Raw genomic sequence first — 15,427 nt, 5'->3', positions numbered from 1 at the left:
TCACCCTACCCTTTCTTAACGCGCAAAAAGCCGTTCTTGCTGATTACGTTGCCGCCGATGAAAATGCTGCCCCGATGGGCGATCATGCCCTTTTTGAACAGGTAGTCGGTGGAACGCTGCACATCCATGTCGCTGAAAATGGTCATCAGGTAGTTGGATAGCGGCCCGTAAGCCATGCAGTACTGGCCCGCAGTGGTAGCCGCGGCCGATACTGCATAACAGGCGCTGTTGATGATAAACGGAATGCCGTCGATGGTGCCGGTGTTGCCGTTGCTTTTAACGTCGTAGATCTTCTTGCCGTCGGCGTCGCGCAGCGTGGCAAAAGCCTTAAGGTCAACCTTGTTTAAAATCAGCACGGCTGCGTCCTCAACGTTTTCATCACCGCCGAAGGTGTAAATGATCTCGTCCAGGGTGGTTTCGTCAATCTCGGTCAGCGCCAGGTCGGTAGCCGCGTCAATGGCGGTGGCCGCAGCTGAAAAGATGCCGGCCAGGCGGTTAGTCGCGCCGGTGCCGACAAGTATCTCTCGGGAAATTTTCTTTCTGGTTGCTACAGTAATGCCCTTCATCACCTCGGCGTCATAAGCGGCGGCCGGGAGCTTCTGCACTTCTTCGGTGTCCTCGGCATAGGCCGTGATTTTCGCCTTGTTGATGTCCACATAGGCAAAAGTGGCCTCGGCGCTGGCATAGTCCGCACCTTCCAGCGTATAGTCGCCGATGCCGTAGCCGTCGATATACGGCTGCTGGTAGCTCTCCCCGCCGATCAAAGGCTTGGTGCTTACCCGGTCGATAAGGCTGGACACCTCGTTGAAGGTGGGCCTGATATCTGAGGCCTGGTGCTTGGGCAGGAGTATGTTGCTGGAGCCGACGGTCACGGTCCGGTTTTCTTTAAGGTCCTGGCCGCGTTTTTCAGCCAGTTCTTTTTCCTTGTCCTCACGCGTCATAGGCGGCGCGCCGGCGGTTTCAATGATCTTGGTTTCAGCCGGCGGCTGTCCCCCTTTAAGCCTCTCCATTACCTCCAGCCGGGAGCGCAGCTGTTTTTCTTCCGTTTCCAGGCCCCTCAGTTCTTCCTCTATTTTGTCCATGTCCACCTGCTCGCTGCCTTCCAGCATGGCCCTGATCTCCAGCTTCCTGGCGCTTATCTCGGCAAATCTTTTTTCATAAGGCATGGTTTTAACCCCCTTTGGTTTTTACAAAAAAGTCCTAAGTATTAGCCGTTTCCGCAGCCAGGCGCACTCCAGCGCCTTGCGCTCTTTTTCGCTCTCCAGCTCAGCGGCCTCCGCCGCCTCAAAGTAGCTCCTAGCGGAAATGGATGTATCTGAGTATGCCGGGGTATCCACCGCCGAGACATCCCAAATCTTTTTAAACTTGTTTATGCTGCGGGTGCGGGTGTCTTTGTTGTACGACTCCTCTGCCACCGTAAAGGCAAAGGACATCTTGTCCACGTCGCCCCGCCTGATCAGCGCGTAAAGGTCCCGGCCGGAGGTGGTGTCCGCCAGGTTCGCCCTGATACTGAGGCCCTGCTCGTCGGGCGTCAGTTCCAGGGTTTTGTTGCGGGTTCTTGCCATGACCATGTGCTGATCTGAGTGGTTGTACTTAAAAGGCACGTCCGAAAGGTCTGCCCCGTCCAGGGCTCCCCGTGCAATCACCTCGTAATATTTCACGCCGCCTGCTTCCCACAAAACAGTCGGGCTGTCGTAGACAACAGCCCGTCCCTCTACAATCATTTCACTTTGTCCTTCAACCGGTTCAAGTGCCCTCAGCTGCGCTATCCGGATCTCCTTTTTGGCTGTCTCCACCCTCATCCCCCTCTCCTGTTTGATACAGGTTCTGCTTAGACGCGTCCACGTAGTTTAAGCTGACCAGGCGCTTATCCCCGCCTTCCACCGGCGCCAGGTTAAATATTTCCCGGCCTTCGTTGATGGTCAAAAGGCCCATGGGGATCAGCTTTTCCATCATGGCCACCTTGGTTTTGGTACTCGCGTAGGCCAGCCGGTTGGCCTCGAACATGATCTCGTTGCCGCGCCCGCGCTCGCCGGCAGTAAACAGCTTGCTGGTGAATTCCAGGCTCATTTGCACGGCCAGCGGCTCGATGGTGCTCTCGTAGAAGGCGTCCCAGCCCTGCTCGTCGTAGGCGCCCATGACAATATTTTCATTGACGCCGAAATACCTGTAGACGTTGTCCCGCAGCTCTTTCATCTGCTCGGCGTTGATCATTTTAGGCTCGCTGTTGAGCTCTATGTAGTCGGCCTTGGCATCCAGGGCGGCGATGCCGCCGTCGTTGTTCATTGACATGTACTCGCTGACAAACCGGTCCCGGTTAGCTTTGATGTCGGATTCCTTGAGCATGCCCTGGTATTTGATGATCCCCCGTAGATTGGCGCTGGTCTTAACCGCCTGTCCCAACCCTTCGTTGGTGGTATGGATGGCCTCTAAGGTGTTGTTGATCGGGGCGTTGCTCTCTCCGGACAGATCGCCCTTGTAAAAGTGCCGTCTTAAGTGCAGCACTTCGCTGTAGGGCAGCACCACCTGCTTGCCCATGCCGAAGCGGAACCTGATGTATATTGTTTTACTGCTGTCCTCCACAAACTCGGCCTGGGTGCAGTTGACCGGCCAGATTGCTTTCAAAGTCTGGCCTTCCCAGACAGGGTAGGCGAAGGCGTTGTTGTCGATCAGCAGGGTGGTGACCATTTTGTAGAGGAAGTCGTAAGCGCTCATGTTCGGGTTTGGCCGGACCTGCAGGACCCGCTCTGTCTGGCCGCCGGCCGGCATGATTTCTTTGCCGATTCTTTTAATGTGTTTGGGTTTCAGCTTGGCTGCGTTGCGAGCGACGGCGTCCACCGCTCCCCGGACAATGTCAGCGCTGTAAGGGTCGTTGTGCCAGGCGGTGAATACCGGGGAATACCCGTTTAAAAGCTGTAGTTGGGTCAGTCCAGCCTGCTCTTTTGGCCGCCTGCCGAAGATGATGTCAAACAGGCTACGTTTTTGTTTCAACCGGGCACCACCTCTATTCTCCTGTCAGGGCCAGGTAATCAGCGTGATTGTTCTGGTAAACCGTGTATGCTATAAGCAAAGCGACAGCCAAGTCTATGCGCTGCCGCTGGTTGTTCTTTATGGGTCTGATGTTTTCGTTTTTGTCCGGCTCAACCGAGGTGTTGGTAAGGCACCACTTGAGCACCGGGTTGTTGTTGTAGTTGATCAGCTTCGCAGCCAGGTCCGCCTTTAAGAGCTTCATGGGAGCAGACAGCGTTTTCGGCCCCATGATCACCGGCAGAAGGTTCAGCTTCAGCTTGTAGCCCAGCCTGTTTTCCATGTCTTCTGTCCAGCTGGGGCTGTTCCAGGAGTCATACCCGCACCAGTAAGCAAGTATGCCGTACTCGTCCCGCAGCTTAATGAACCAATCTGTTACATACCGGTAGTCAACCTTATGCCCAGGGCAGGCGGTGATCAGGCCTCTGTCCCGCCACTGCACATAGGGCACCTTGTCCTCAACACTGCGCGCCCCGATCGTCTCTCCCGGCATGAAGCCCTGGCAGACGGCATAGATAGTGTCGCCGCCCGGCTTTTTGACCAGCACTACAGCAGCGGTCAGGTCGGTGGTAGCGGAAAGGTCGACGCCTCCGATGCCGTAGCAGTCGCGCAGTTCCTCCAGGTCGAAGGTTTCCTCATTGTTGGCCTCCTCGAAGGTGAGCCAGGCGCCGGCCACTGTTTCACGGATATTGAAATCCTTGGTTAAAACTGTGGGTAGAAAGTTCGGGTCGTTTTTGGCGCGCTCCACATTAGCGGCCAGCTCGTCATAGCTTTTGATGGCGCCAAGTCCAGGGTTGGCCTTCTCCCAACAGCGAAAGTCAGTCCATTCGGCGCGGCTGTCCAGCTCGTAGATAAATGCAAGGAAGCGGTCGTCCTCAATCACGCCGTCCAGGACTTTGCAGGCGTAGTCGTAGATGTCGTCAAAGATACATTCACGCACAAAGCCGGCCGTGGTGATCATTGAGAGCAGCGGCTGCTCCCTGGCAGACATACTCTGCTTCATCACGTCGTACAAGTCGCGGTTCTTGATTGCGTGCAGCTCGTCCATGATCACGAAGTGGCTGTTCAGACCGTCAAGTGAGTTGGAGTCGCTGGCTAGAGGCTCGTACTTGGAAAACGTAACCGGGAAGTACAAATCGGTCTTGCGCTTTTTAACGTGTTTGGACAGGGCCGGCGACTGGCTGACCATGTTTACGGCCTCGGAAAATACTATCCGGGCCTGGTCCTTTTTGGTGGCGACGGAAAAGCACTCGCTGCCGCCTTCACCGTCACCTGCCAGCATGTATGTGCCGAGAGCGGCCATTTCGGTTGACTTTCCGTTTTTCCTGCCGACACAGGTGAATACTTCCCGGCAGCGACGCAGCCCGGTGTCTTTATGGATAAAGCCGTAAACGGCCTGCAGCTTGGCCTTTTGAAACAGCTCAAGCCGGACGGGTTTGCCGATCCACTTGCCTTTACTGTGCCGGCAAAAGGCCTCGATAAAATCAATCGGGGCATTGGCGGCATACAAATCAAAAACCCACGGGTCGCGTGGGCTGTCCAGTTCTGATATTAACTTTTTATACTGCTGGACGGTACGCCTGCAGGCTGCTATCCGACCAGACTGGATCTTCTTCCAGTATTCCCGGATGTAATTCGTCACGAACTATTTCGCTGCCGCCTTTTGATAAAGTCGATCAGCTCGTCCTTTTCCGGTTCGGCCTGTGCAGCGGTGGTCATCCTCATCCTGGCGTTCGGTGTCAGCCCGATCTCGACGCAGTATTTCTTGTACATGTCAGCGTACTTCTGGGCTACCATCACATAGGGGTTGACGACCAGGTTTTTGGCACCGTGTTTATTGGTATGCACGCCCACCAGCGTGGTGTCGTTAATCTTGTTTGTGGCGGCCATGTATTTGGAATAGCAGTCGCAGCATATTGCCAGGGAGGACTGGTCTAAGTTGGTGAGCAGGCCGATTTCTTTCAGCTCGCGCACCAGGCGCCGCCATTCTTTTTTGGCCTCGTCGTCCAGCCAGGAAGGGCAGCGGATTTTATCGGACCGGGCCTGCAAAGCCTGCTCGGCATCTAGCCGTTTTTCTCTTTCGGCTATGGTAAACCGCTTTTTATTGAATTCAACCGGGATTACTTGCTTGGCCACTTGGTTTCACCTCGATATTGGCAATTAAAAAGCCACCGGGATTTTCCGGCAGCTTGTGGTTTTTTATGCAGGCTTCTTCTATTCTTCTAAAGCGGTGTATCTCGGGTAGTCGTAGCCTTCACTGTTGACCAGCACCCGCTCTCCAGTTTTGAGGTTGATTACCCTGATGCACTTAACCTCACCGTTCTGGTTGTGCCCTCCGTCTGCCTTTTCAATCCAGGGCTGATCTTCGAGAAGGCAGTTGGCAAATTTGTTGAAGTCCGCATCGCTCAGTACAATTTCTTTAATAACTTCATAGGGCTTTCCGGTATGACCGTCATTTTTTGCTTTGGCGGTCGCCTCTTTAAGTTCTTCAAGGCTGGCCATTTTTCTGCCGAAGATTGCTTTCATTTCGTGCGCTTCTTTTCCCTGATAAATTTTCCTGTCTCTAAGAGTTCCTCAACATCGCCGGCTGAATAGATCAGGCATTCTTGCAGGTCGGTACCAACTGGTGCAAACACATAATCTCCGAGCCATTTTCCTGCGACTTCAAAGGTTTCGTTTGAGTAGTTGGTTTTAAACCGGTCCCTTTTTTAATGGTCATTACAAATAGCCTCCTGTGTTATTGGTAGTCTATATATCACTCTAAACACAGGTAATAGCAAGGTTTTTATTGGGGTTTTGGGATATTTAAATAGGGCGTTTCAGCCTTTGATGCCTTTGTAATTGTAGTTGCCCTTTTTGATCTCTTCCAGTTCAGCTTTTGCCGCCTCTTCGTAATCGCTACGGGTTTTTTCTTTTTCCTTGCAGGCCAGGCATATGCAATCAGTATTCAGCATTGACATGATTCTGCCCTGTTCCAGACTGCCACCACATCTGTCGCAAAATTTCTGTGAAAAAAATTTATCCATCGCCAAGGCTCCTTGTATTTATTCGACTTCAACTAATTCCATGCTGCCCAAAGTCTTTTTATTCGTCTCTTGCGGCTTTCTGAAAGCGCTGCTGCCCTCCAGCGAGGCGAGCATTGCCTTTCTTGAGGCTTTGTACTCGCCGCCGTTCATCCCGAGCCGGGTAAGCCAAGTCCTGAAGGCGAATTTGGGATTGTCCTCCTGGGCCGGTTTGAAGGATACATGTTTAAGTATTTTAGCGTTATTATCCATGAGCGCGGCCAGGTCCCTGAAGGCTGTTACCTTATCACTGTTAAAGCTGCCGCCGGCCAGCTTAAAGGTAAAGGTCCCGTTTTCAAAGTCGAAGGAAAGTCCCGGAGATCTGTCAGGTCCTAAATCGAGGATGGCTTTTGTAAAATCCTCTGTGGTGCAAATCACCTTCTCGTTTAAAGCCTGCGCAAAATTCTCATCCAGCAGCACCCCGTTGATGTTAAAAGCTTTAGCAATCAATTTCTGCTTGCTGGCGAGCATGTTGACCAGGTTTCGCAGGGTAGCCCCACTGTGCCCTTCAATGGGAAACTGGACCTCAAGGCTGTCAACTAAGAGATCGTCTAATCCGTCCGGTTTGGTTTTTTCGTTTTTGTCCATGTGCAATACCTCCTGTGTTTTTTGGTAGTCTATATATCGCTCCAAACACAGGAAATAGCAAGGTTTTATTTATAGTTTGGGGATATCTTTAAAAGGTATTTTCTGCCCGTCCCTTTCCAGGAACACACTGCTATCTGAGCCGGCCTGCTGGATATACCTTTTCACAATGATGTCCGTATATTTTTCATCGAGCTCTATGGTATAACAGCTGCGACCAGTCTGTTCGCAGGCAATCAATGTGCTGCCGCTGCCGCCAAACGGGTCAAGGACAATATCTCCTTCCTTGCTGGAGTTGGAGATAAAATACCCGCACAAGCCTATCGGTTTCATCGTTGGATGATCAGCGTTACGGTGCGGCTTGTCGAACCTGATCAGCGTCGTCTGCTTGCGGTCGCCATACCAGGCGTGGCTTGCCCCGTCCTTCCAGCCGTAGAGGATCGGCTCATGCTGCCACTGATAATCCTGCCGGCCGAGTACCAGGGAGTTTTTTACCCATACCAGGCACTGGCGCAGGATGTATCCTGCCTGCTTGAAAGCGGTTCTGAAGTTGTAGCCTTCGCTGTCTGCATGAAACACATAAATGGGAGCGCCCTTTTTGGAATAAGTGTTCATGTGCACAAAGGCGTCTGTAAGAAACTGCAGGAACTTTTCGTCCTGCAGCTTATCGTTTTTAATCTTCAGCTTGTCTTTGGTGCCGCCCTCATAATCTACATTATAGGGTGGATCGGTCAGAACCAGGTCAGCCTGCCTTCCGTCCATCAGCGCTTCAAAATCGCCTGCCAGCGTACTGTCCCCGCATACTAATCGGTGCCTACCGAGCTGCCAGACATCCCCCCGCCTGGCGATCGGGTTTGTAATTTTAGCAACCTCGGCGTCGGCGTCAAAGTCGTCTTCTTGCACTTTGCCTTTATCGATGAACTTGGCGAATAGCTCGTCTATCTCTTTGGCGTCAAAGCCGGTCAGCTCAGTAAGGTCACCAAGTTCTCCTAGCAGCTGGGCCAGCGCAGCCTCGTCCCACTCGCCGCTGATCTTGTTGAGCGCGATGTTGAGAGCCTTCTCCCGATCTTTGGGCAGGTCAACGACTACGCAATCCAGCTCGCTGTAGCCCTGGTCGACCAACACGTTGTAGCGCTGGTGGCCGCCGATAATGGTCATGTCTTTGTTGATGATGATCGGGTCAACGTAGCCAAACTCTTTGATGGAGCGTTCTATCTTTTGATATTCAGGGTCAGCTGGCTTCAATTTCTTACGGGGATTGTATGACGCCGGTTTTAATTTATCAGCTTTGATTTTTTGGATATCCATATATTTCTCCTCATGGCTTGATTGGGGACTGCCGGGGTTTTCGATGCTCCCCTTCCCGGTCCCCAGGCGTTTTTTAGTATTTATTGACCGGGGGGGAGGTCTTTGGAATCAGATTGCCACCTTCGTCAAACCTGGTGTCGTCACTTGTACTACTCGACCCGTGAGCCCTGTTGTGGCAGCATTGGCAGAGCAGCTCAAGGTTGTCCCAGTTCAGCGTCACAGTTGGATCGTTTATGTTCTGCGGTGTCAGAGCGGTTTTGTGGTGGACAATCACCCCGCCGGCTCCGCATTGTTCGCACAATCCATACATGCTTCTAAAGAAAGCAACCCGACAATCCTGCCAGGCTCTTGATTTGTAGAACTTCTTTGCAAATTGTTTCATGCCATCCCAGAGAAAAGCGCTTTGCTGGTAGGCCCTCTTTTTACACACTTAGGAAAGAGGCAGACCACTTTCCTTTTGTTAAGCCATCTTGCCCAGATGCAGCCCCTGCATTTATTCATTGGATCACCTGTTTTTGCACATAGAAAAAGCCCCAAAAGCGCTGTCGCCTCGGGGCTTTCTTTACCTGTCATTATAATATTAACAGAAGATAATAGTCACATTCAACCTCTTTTATTCACCACTTTTCGTAATCAAAACTTTTTCTAGAGCTTTGTCATGAAGCCTAAAAATGTACTTAGAATTGTAACCCATATCAACCGCGATTTGCTCCCAACTTTTAAAGCATAGGTATCGAAGTTCTAGAAGCATCCGGGACTTCGGGTTTTCTATCCGCTTGATGGCCGTCACAATATTGTTTTTCAAATCCAACAGGTTATCGATATCATTATTGATTTCATTCTCCAGATCAACCATCTTGCAAATTATATTCTCCATTGATAAGGTTTGGCTCTTGGGGTTGCAGGGCATATCGGACAGCGTTGACGTGACCTTGGCCGCCAGAGCTCGCAGCGAGGCGATCTGCTCCAGCTTGCTGTTGATGCGCTGGTCTATGCGGTAAGCCTGGCTCAGATACTCTCTAGCGGTCATTGCTGGCACCGCCTTCCAGCCAGGGCTTCTTGCCTCTGTAATATTTATCGGCAATGTACTGCTGGTGTTCTTTGTCCAGGCTCGCCAGCAGCTTGAGCGTTTTCCCAATATCAGTTTGGTGCTGGTACTTGGTTTTAAAGTATGAGCAGCTGTCACCGGGACATTTACGGACGACCAGGATTTCACAGCCATTTTTCCCCTTGCCGCCAAAACATTTTATATTCATAAAGGCTAATCCTCCAAACGTTCAAGTATTGTTTTAACCTCCTTGACGCTTGAAACTTTGTAGGCTTGGCCCTTTGCTTTTCGTATTCTTTGTATCGTTATTTCTTGCAGCTTTGTCAGTTTCCCCGATGGAGTCTTCACCTCAAAGGCGACGAACCTGCCGCCAATGCAGCAGATGATGTCGGGGATGCCGGCTGTGCCGTAAATACCACCATGGGTTTTCCAGGCAAAGCAGGTTGGCACAGTCTTAAGGTAATGCAGGATTGCGTTTGTGATTTCTTTCTCTGCCATATTGGCCCACCTTGTTTTGTAACCTAAACACGCAATGTAACCTCGAAACCGCCATTTCTATAGGTTCACATATTTTTACACATATACACACGCGCGCACACGTATGAAAAAAATATACTTTTTCCGCGTAGCTCTAATATAGAGGTTATAGAGGTTACATCATAAAAAAAGTTACATTTATAGAGGGTCTATTTCTGTGATCTCAAAACCGGAAACATCGCACCGCGCCTTTAGAATCGCGTAATCTATCGTCCAGGCTTTGTGAATATCGCTGCCGAATCTCTTTGGGACATTGCTTTCCAGAAAGAAGTCGGAATGCATAAGCTGCTTTTTAAACTGTGCGTAGGATAGAACCTCACCGCATATCGCATAATCCTTTCGGTATTTGGTATAACGGTCGTAAACATGGTTCATCCATAGGCTTAGGACCTTTCCATCGGCACTGATGTTGTACTCGCTTTTAGGATCAAGTCCCATCCGGGACATAATTTCAAATGTCAGCTCGACAATGCTCTTGTTGTTTGTACCCCCGTCAAGCAGGTACTCCTGTGCAGCAAACTCGAGGTAATTTTTGCAGGGATCACGGTTATACGGGAATACCTCTGCCCATGTCAGCCCGAGAGAGATGCACAGTTTTTCAACCAGACAAAGTCCTGCGTAACAGCAGGCTAGATTGTTGACGATCCTAGACGGCAGTTCTTTGGCAAAGCCAGCGTATCCTTCCTCATACCACTTATGAACTTCAGCGGGCTGTGTTTGCAGAACTGTGTCCAAAAGACTCCGTCCAAAGCAGCCAAGCAGATCCTCATTGGCGCACAGTAGATTGAAAGCCTTACGACAATCTACCGGTTTCAGATCTTTTTTGGAAAACAGAAGTTCAATACTTCGCTCGCGTACTGCCGCTTCATCCGCCGATTCCTCCCCTGCCACAATGAGCGGCGCTAAAAGTTCATAGGTCACTGCCGTTTGGTCTGCTCGTCCCCGAATACCTTCATGCCCGTCATAGGTATCACGGAAATGGTTATACAGGGCATTCAGCTTCGTCTTGTCTATTTTAGATGGTTTAAACTCGTCCATCGGCTGGGGTATAATGTTCGAAGATGCCGATTCCTTCATCAGGGTAAAAGCTGTCACCTGCGCAGCAGCCGTTACCTTGGTTCTCGAAAATATAGGGAGGATGACCCGCTCTAATGTATTGGACTTTCCGCTTCCCGCCTCACCGATGAGAAACAAATGCGGAAACTTGATGCCCTCTTTGCGTAAATGCGTCTTAATAAAACATCCCGCTGTCCAGGCGAGAATTGATACTGCTTTTGCAGGCTCGTTGTATGTCATAAGCCACTCTCCGAGCTTTTGAAGCTGCTCCTTTTTGAGCGAGCCGCAGGACAAAATTGTACTGCTGATGCTGCGGTACTTCTCAAGCTGGACGATATCCTCAACCAAAGTCCCGCCAGCTTCAATGGCCCCTTTCGAAGATACAAAAACCAACCTGCCACCGTGCTCATAGATCCCGAGCGCCTTGACACCGGTTTTCACCTGCCACTCCAGTTCGGAGATATAGCCTTTGAGTAATTCAAGATCGCCCTCCGAGCCGAGATAGCTGAGTGCAATGGTGCGGCGGTTGAGAATACCCTTGAATTTCTGCTGGTTAGAGAAATCTGTGGTCATAAAGGTCTGGCGAAGGGTTTCACCGCGCACGGTTATGAGGTCGGCCGTGAGCTGTGTTTCTTCCTCTGACACAATCATCTCCACCGGCTTAAAAAGGAAGTTGGTAATCGGATAGATATTATCGCCCTTGGTACGAAAATATCTACCCTCATGTTCGAAGATCGCCGGGGCGCCTGCAGAACTATATACGGTATCTGTGGCTTCTAAAGCTTTGTTCAGGGTTTCCTCGCCGTAGGTCGCGCCGCTGGCATGGTGCTTTTCATCCCATTTCTCACGAAACAAAGCCGACTGCCGAAAGAGCCTGTCCATCTGCTCCCTGTCCTTGCCCGACCAGAAGGCCAGCTTACAGCAAAGCGATAAATCCGCTTCAGACTGGCTTGCAAAACTGTCCTGCCACCTGCCCTCCCACAGCAAGGTGAAATTCTCGCCGCTGCCGGAGCTTTTTGCCTTTTCGAGTAGTTCTTCATCGGAGAGCGGCTCTAATGCCGCTTTTTTATTGGGCTTTCCTTTTTTCTTCGCCTTTTTGGGAGTCCGGATGAAGGTTTCGTGTATCCACCTGAGCGTACCGCTATCTTCCGAGATCGTATCAAGCGCACCGTCCAGCTTCTTGCCGGTCATGGTAAAATAGCGAACACTGTCATACATTTCCACACCCGTCGTGGTGTTCTTATTGCCGCCTTCCGGCAAGCTGCCCTTGAAAAACAGATGCACCCCTTTCCCGGAGGGAGAAAATTCCGCGTAGGTAGGCTGCCTGGAGATAATAGCCGCAGCCGTTTCGTTGAAGCTGCCGCTTGCCTGGTCATAGCAGTCATCAATGTCAACGCCGACTACACCATCCTTTTTGCTGAACATAAAGCCCAGTCCGGTAAAGCCATAGCGCTTTACCGCATCAACGGCGGTCGCATAGTCCGTCCAGGTTTCAGCCTTATTGGAGGAGGCTGGCTTACCCGTGTTTGGATTGAAGGGTACCTTTTTATCCTTGCTGCCGGCCTTGTCGGGAATCAAACGCCAACATACCCATTGCCTGCGCTCAGTAAGTTCCTTCGGGTACCCCAAAGGGCTGCACCTCCTCACATCGATCATTGAAGTATCGAATTGGAATGCCCCGCTGCACAGCTTTTTCGATTTCTACCGCCATACCAGCGGTAATTCTGCCGCCAAACACCCATAGCCCGGCACATTTGCTCATAAGCACCATGCCAAAGAATATACCGAGGTCGCGTTCCTGTTGGTTAGTATCGTCGAGGAATTGCGGGAAAAGCAGGTGCGGTGCAAGCGGGATGCAGTTTTGCTTCACTACATATCTGCTGTAACGCCGCGCGTTTTCGGTGTTCTTTACAATGTCACCGGCATAGGGAGAGCAGACAAAAACCAGAGGTCGAAAAGGATTCTTTTTGGCTTCGCGCTCTATATTACTTAGTGCTTCAAATGGCGTCGGGTCGTAATAGCCCTCGGAATTAAACTTGTTTACAGCCAATGCCTACACCTCCATTTCCTTTAAGCTGCCGAATCTGGTGCCCACCGCCGCCTCCGCAATAATCGGCACGTCAAATTCGGGGAAGGGTTGTGCTTCCATGCAGGTCTTGATGAAATTCACTGCCTCTTGCAGCTTGTCCACCGGCAGTTCAAAATTCAGCTCGTCATGCACCTGCAGTAGCGGCTTTAACCATAAGCGCTTGGAAAGCCCTTCAACGATGCGCCCGATGGCAAGCTTCAGTATGTCCGCTGCTGTACCCTGAATCGGAGTATTGAGCGCACAACGCTCGGCAAAGGAGTGTTTTCCCCAATCCTCGGAGAGCATGCCAATTAAGTACCTGCGCCTGCCAAGCCACGTTTCCGCAAAGCAGGTATTGGCGGCGTGGGCTTTCACCTCGCCCTGCCAATGAGATAAACCGGGATAACCGGCCTTGAGATTGGTGATGATTTTCGCACACTCCGAAAGCGGGGTGTTGAGCCCGGCCTTGAACTTGAGCGTCCGCTGCAGACCTCTTGGAAATAGTCCATAAAACACACCAAAGTTGCAGTTTTTGGCAATAACCCGGCGCTCCTTATATTGCTTAGCATTCTTGTCCCTGGCCTGTGAAAACGGGATCCGATAGATGACTGATGTGGTCTGGGCATGGATGTCGCCACCGCTGCGGTAGGTTTCCAACATCTTTTCATCGCGGCAGAAGAAAGCGCCAACACGCAGCTCAATCTGGGACAAGTCCAGTGATAATATCACCTTGCCGGCCGGGGCTAGAAAAAAGTTTCTCACCCCGATGGCATCACTATCTGGCCTCGGGATATTTTGACAATTTGGATTCCGGGATGCAAACCTCCCTGTCTCTGTTCCCAGAGGAAACATGTCAGGGTGGATCCTACCGGTGGCTGAATTGATATGCTCGAGGTAACCGTCAATATAGGTGCTTTTGAGCTTACCCCACTTACGGTATTCCTGCACAAGGTTAAAAAGCTGCACGAGCTCCGGTTTATTTTCATAGCACCAATCGCGCAGCAGTATAAGTGCCTGATCGTCCGCAGCTTCCTGATATTTTTCTGTGGTTTTCAAAACCGGCAAACCGAGATCGTTGTAAAGATATTTCTTGAAGGCAGATGTAGAAGCATTTGCACCAATATTTACGCCGCCGGTCATGGCGTTGATTTCCGAGCGCAGATTTTTCAGCTTTTTCTCGGCCTCCGCCTGCTTGGCGAGCATCAGGTCTTTATCTACCAAAAGCCCGTTATATTTCATCATCCCAACATACACCGCAGTCGGCGATTCAATATTCTCTACGATAAAGCGGTGTCTGGAAAGGTAGCAATCAAACCAGCCGTTGAACCGGTGATAAAGACGCAGCGTATAATCCGCGTCAGCGCAAGCGTAGTGGATGGTTTCCTCGTTCTGTGGATCCAGCTCATCGAAGTGACGACCGTTTGTCACCGTTTGGAAATCCGGCATTTCCGCGCCGAACAGCGAGGCAGCCAGCAGTTTCAAGCCGCTATCGGACAAGCTGCGATACTCCCACTTGCTTTTGAGCGTCAGCTGTGCCGCCGCGATGGTGTCGTAGACCGGAGGCTGCACAACAATTCCTTTGGCATAGAGGAACATGGCCTCAAAGCTTAAATTATGTGCAACCTTTATTACCTTGGGATTCTGAAAAACAGCCGTTTTCAAGTAAACCATTAGTTCCTTCGGTTCTTTGACATTCTCACCAGTACGATGTGATATCGGTACATAAATGGCTGTACCTTCTGCTGCAGAAAAGCTGACGCCTACAATTATCGCTTTATGAGGATCCAAAGCCGCCTTATCCTCATCACGGTATTTATCCAACGGCGAAGTTTCAAAGTCGAATGCTACTACTTTCGCACTACCCAGGTATTCTTTAATTTCTTTTATGGTTGTTACACTTTTATATTTCATATCTGCTCCATCCGCCGCGATGGGCCGAGCGGAGCTTGTCCGCCCGACCTGCGGCTGTGTTTCAAACTAATGGTTCGACTGCCTCGCCATATTCCGGCTCTGCGGCAACCTCAACATCTACAGGTTCAGCATCATAACCAATGCGGTGGCTGTAAACCTTAACCTGTTCACAGAGAGTATTGATCAGAGCATACTCATCGCTGGTCAGGCAGCGGTCAACGGCAAATTGGGCCTGCGAGAAAGCTATGCCGCTGCTGTTGACAGCCTTCTTTAATGAGAAGCGGGTCACTACTGCATTAGACTTTTTGCCCTTTGAAAGAAGGCGTTTAATGTACCGTGAGAATTCCTTCAGGGAACCGGTCGGCAGGGACAGCAGCAACGGAAAAATTTCACCCTCGCGCAGCACATAAATCCTGCGGCGGTTCTTGCAGGCCTTGCTGCCGTTATCACCAGACCCGAACTGGTTATATGGACACTTACTGCAATTACCTCCTGGATTGCCCACGCCGGTTATGCCGTCAAAGCTGCCGCAATCTGGCGGGTTGCTGCCACCGGTGTACTTGTTCTGGTAGTAGGCATAAATGGGATGATGGTAGAGAATGACCGCTGAGAACTCTTTGGCCGCGTCGGGTTCACCGGGATCTTCACCAGGAACCTCAAAAACAGTGCTGCCGGCGGATGGTATTTTAATTCTTTCAAAGCCTCCGTCCAAGCCGTCCAGTTCCTCGGCTATGGCATTTATCATGTTAAAGTCTGCCAGCTGCAGAAAGCCCTTATTTTCATTGATAGTTGCTATTCCGGTCTTTTTTGCCATGTGTTTTTACC

17 protein-coding genes are annotated in these 15,427 nt (G+C 51.0%); all 17 read right to left on the bottom strand.

Annotated elements, in window-relative coordinates; all coding sequences use genetic code 11:
- Positions 1-5: 5 nt before the first annotated feature.
- The 17 genes from ACOBQJ_RS13185 to ACOBQJ_RS13105 all read right to left on the bottom strand — a co-directional run bounded on the left by ACOBQJ_RS13185 (position 6) and on the right by ACOBQJ_RS13105 (position 15,416).
- On the bottom strand, positions 6-1,166 hold the full coding sequence (locus tag ACOBQJ_RS13185; protein WP_421072214.1) for a phage major capsid protein: 1,161 nt from the start codon (positions 1,164-1,166) through the stop codon (positions 6-8).
- 21 nt (positions 1,167-1,187) lie between these two features.
- Positions 1,188-1,796, bottom strand: coding sequence for an HK97 family phage prohead protease (locus ACOBQJ_RS13180; RefSeq protein ID WP_421072213.1), 609 nt, complete (start codon positions 1,794-1,796; stop codon positions 1,188-1,190).
- Complete coding sequence (locus ACOBQJ_RS13175) at positions 1,747-2,991, bottom strand: phage portal protein (protein ID WP_421072212.1); 1,245 nt, start codon at positions 2,989-2,991, stop codon at positions 1,747-1,749. Before ACOBQJ_RS13175 ends, ACOBQJ_RS13180 begins: the two co-directional genes overlap by 50 nt.
- Positions 2,992-3,004: 13 nt before the next feature.
- Positions 3,005-4,669: a terminase large subunit gene (locus tag ACOBQJ_RS13170; RefSeq protein WP_421072211.1), complete on the bottom strand. Its 1,665-nt coding sequence runs from the start codon at positions 4,667-4,669 to the stop codon at positions 3,005-3,007.
- Entirely contained in the window at positions 4,666-5,163 is a 498-nt protein-coding gene (locus tag ACOBQJ_RS13165; protein ID WP_421072210.1) for a phage terminase small subunit P27 family, read from the bottom strand. The genes ACOBQJ_RS13170 and ACOBQJ_RS13165 overlap by 4 nt, the downstream gene beginning before the upstream one ends.
- A 78-nt stretch (positions 5,164-5,241) precedes the next feature.
- Entirely contained in the window at positions 5,242-5,553 is a 312-nt protein-coding gene (locus ACOBQJ_RS13160; RefSeq protein ID WP_421072209.1) for a DUF6329 domain-containing protein, read from the bottom strand.
- A gap of 293 nt (positions 5,554-5,846) precedes the next feature.
- On the bottom strand, positions 5,847-6,053 hold the full coding sequence (locus tag ACOBQJ_RS13155) for a gamma-glutamylcyclotransferase (protein WP_421072208.1): 207 nt from the start codon (positions 6,051-6,053) through the stop codon (positions 5,847-5,849).
- Between the two features lie 18 nt (positions 6,054-6,071).
- Entirely contained in the window at positions 6,072-6,677 is a 606-nt protein-coding gene (locus ACOBQJ_RS13150) for a virulence-related protein (RefSeq protein WP_421072207.1), read from the bottom strand.
- 69 nt (positions 6,678-6,746) lie between these two features.
- Entirely contained in the window at positions 6,747-7,982 is a 1,236-nt protein-coding gene (locus ACOBQJ_RS13145) for a site-specific DNA-methyltransferase (RefSeq protein ID WP_421072206.1), read from the bottom strand.
- A gap of 73 nt (positions 7,983-8,055) precedes the next feature.
- Positions 8,056-8,364, bottom strand: a complete 309-nt coding sequence (locus ACOBQJ_RS13140) for an HNH endonuclease (protein WP_421072205.1) — start codon at positions 8,362-8,364, stop codon at positions 8,056-8,058.
- Positions 8,365-8,595: 231 nt separating this feature from the next.
- The gene (locus ACOBQJ_RS13135) at positions 8,596-9,012 is read right to left on the bottom strand and encodes a hypothetical protein (protein WP_421072204.1); all 417 of its coding nucleotides are present in this window, start codon (positions 9,010-9,012) and stop codon (positions 8,596-8,598) included.
- Positions 9,002-9,238, bottom strand: coding sequence for a hypothetical protein (locus ACOBQJ_RS13130; RefSeq protein ID WP_421072203.1), 237 nt, complete (start codon positions 9,236-9,238; stop codon positions 9,002-9,004). The genes ACOBQJ_RS13135 and ACOBQJ_RS13130 overlap by 11 nt, the downstream gene beginning before the upstream one ends.
- A 5-nt stretch (positions 9,239-9,243) precedes the next feature.
- Positions 9,244-9,528, bottom strand: coding sequence for a VRR-NUC domain-containing protein (locus ACOBQJ_RS13125; RefSeq protein WP_421072202.1), 285 nt, complete (start codon positions 9,526-9,528; stop codon positions 9,244-9,246).
- Positions 9,529-9,705: 177 nt separating this feature from the next.
- Complete coding sequence (locus ACOBQJ_RS13120; RefSeq protein WP_421072201.1) at positions 9,706-12,252, bottom strand: DNA primase; 2,547 nt, start codon at positions 12,250-12,252, stop codon at positions 9,706-9,708.
- Positions 12,227-12,673, bottom strand: a complete 447-nt coding sequence (locus ACOBQJ_RS13115) for a DUF4406 domain-containing protein (RefSeq protein WP_421072200.1) — start codon at positions 12,671-12,673, stop codon at positions 12,227-12,229. The genes ACOBQJ_RS13120 and ACOBQJ_RS13115 overlap by 26 nt, the downstream gene beginning before the upstream one ends.
- Before the next feature lie 3 nt (positions 12,674-12,676).
- Positions 12,677-14,602, bottom strand: coding sequence for a bifunctional 3'-5' exonuclease/DNA polymerase (locus ACOBQJ_RS13110; RefSeq protein ID WP_421072199.1), 1,926 nt, complete (start codon positions 14,600-14,602; stop codon positions 12,677-12,679).
- Between the two features lie 61 nt (positions 14,603-14,663).
- On the bottom strand, positions 14,664-15,416 hold the full coding sequence (locus ACOBQJ_RS13105) for a hypothetical protein (RefSeq protein WP_421072198.1): 753 nt from the start codon (positions 15,414-15,416) through the stop codon (positions 14,664-14,666).
- Positions 15,417-15,427: the final 11 nt, after the last annotated feature.

Origin of the sequence: Pelotomaculum propionicicum, from assembly GCF_048984525.1 — a bacterium.
Taxonomy (GTDB): Bacteria; Bacillota; Desulfotomaculia; order Desulfotomaculales; family Pelotomaculaceae; genus Syntrophopropionicum; species Syntrophopropionicum propionicicum_A.
Note: the sequence above shows the minus strand (reverse complement) of the source record. Positions and strands in the feature narration are given on the sequence as shown.

Excerpts from the sequence above, each read along its gene's own strand:
- ACOBQJ_RS13160 (WP_421072209.1), bottom strand. The coding sequence starts at position 5,553 with ATGAAAGCAATCTTCGGCAGAAAAATGGCCAGCCTTGAAGAACTTAAA.
- ACOBQJ_RS13105 (WP_421072198.1), bottom strand. The coding sequence starts at position 15,416 with ATGGCAAAAAAGACCGGAATAGCAACTATCAATGAAAATAAGGGCTTT.
- ACOBQJ_RS13145 (WP_421072206.1), bottom strand. The coding sequence starts at position 7,982 with ATGGATATCCAAAAAATCAAAGCTGATAAATTAAAACCGGCGTCATAC.
- ACOBQJ_RS13185 (WP_421072214.1), bottom strand. The coding sequence starts at position 1,166 with ATGCCTTATGAAAAAAGATTTGCCGAGATAAGCGCCAGGAAGCTGGAG.
- ACOBQJ_RS13130 (WP_421072203.1), bottom strand. The coding sequence starts at position 9,238 with ATGAATATAAAATGTTTTGGCGGCAAGGGGAAAAATGGCTGTGAAATC.
- ACOBQJ_RS13155 (WP_421072208.1), bottom strand. The coding sequence starts at position 6,053 with ATGGATAAATTTTTTTCACAGAAATTTTGCGACAGATGTGGTGGCAGT.
- ACOBQJ_RS13125 (WP_421072202.1), bottom strand. The coding sequence starts at position 9,528 with ATGGCAGAGAAAGAAATCACAAACGCAATCCTGCATTACCTTAAGACT.
- ACOBQJ_RS13135 (WP_421072204.1), bottom strand. The coding sequence starts at position 9,012 with ATGACCGCTAGAGAGTATCTGAGCCAGGCTTACCGCATAGACCAGCGC.
- ACOBQJ_RS13140 (WP_421072205.1), bottom strand. The coding sequence starts at position 8,364 with ATGAAACAATTTGCAAAGAAGTTCTACAAATCAAGAGCCTGGCAGGAT.
- ACOBQJ_RS13150 (WP_421072207.1), bottom strand. The coding sequence starts at position 6,677 with ATGGACAAAAACGAAAAAACCAAACCGGACGGATTAGACGATCTCTTA.
- ACOBQJ_RS13110 (WP_421072199.1), bottom strand. The coding sequence starts at position 14,602 with ATGAAATATAAAAGTGTAACAACCATAAAAGAAATTAAAGAATACCTG.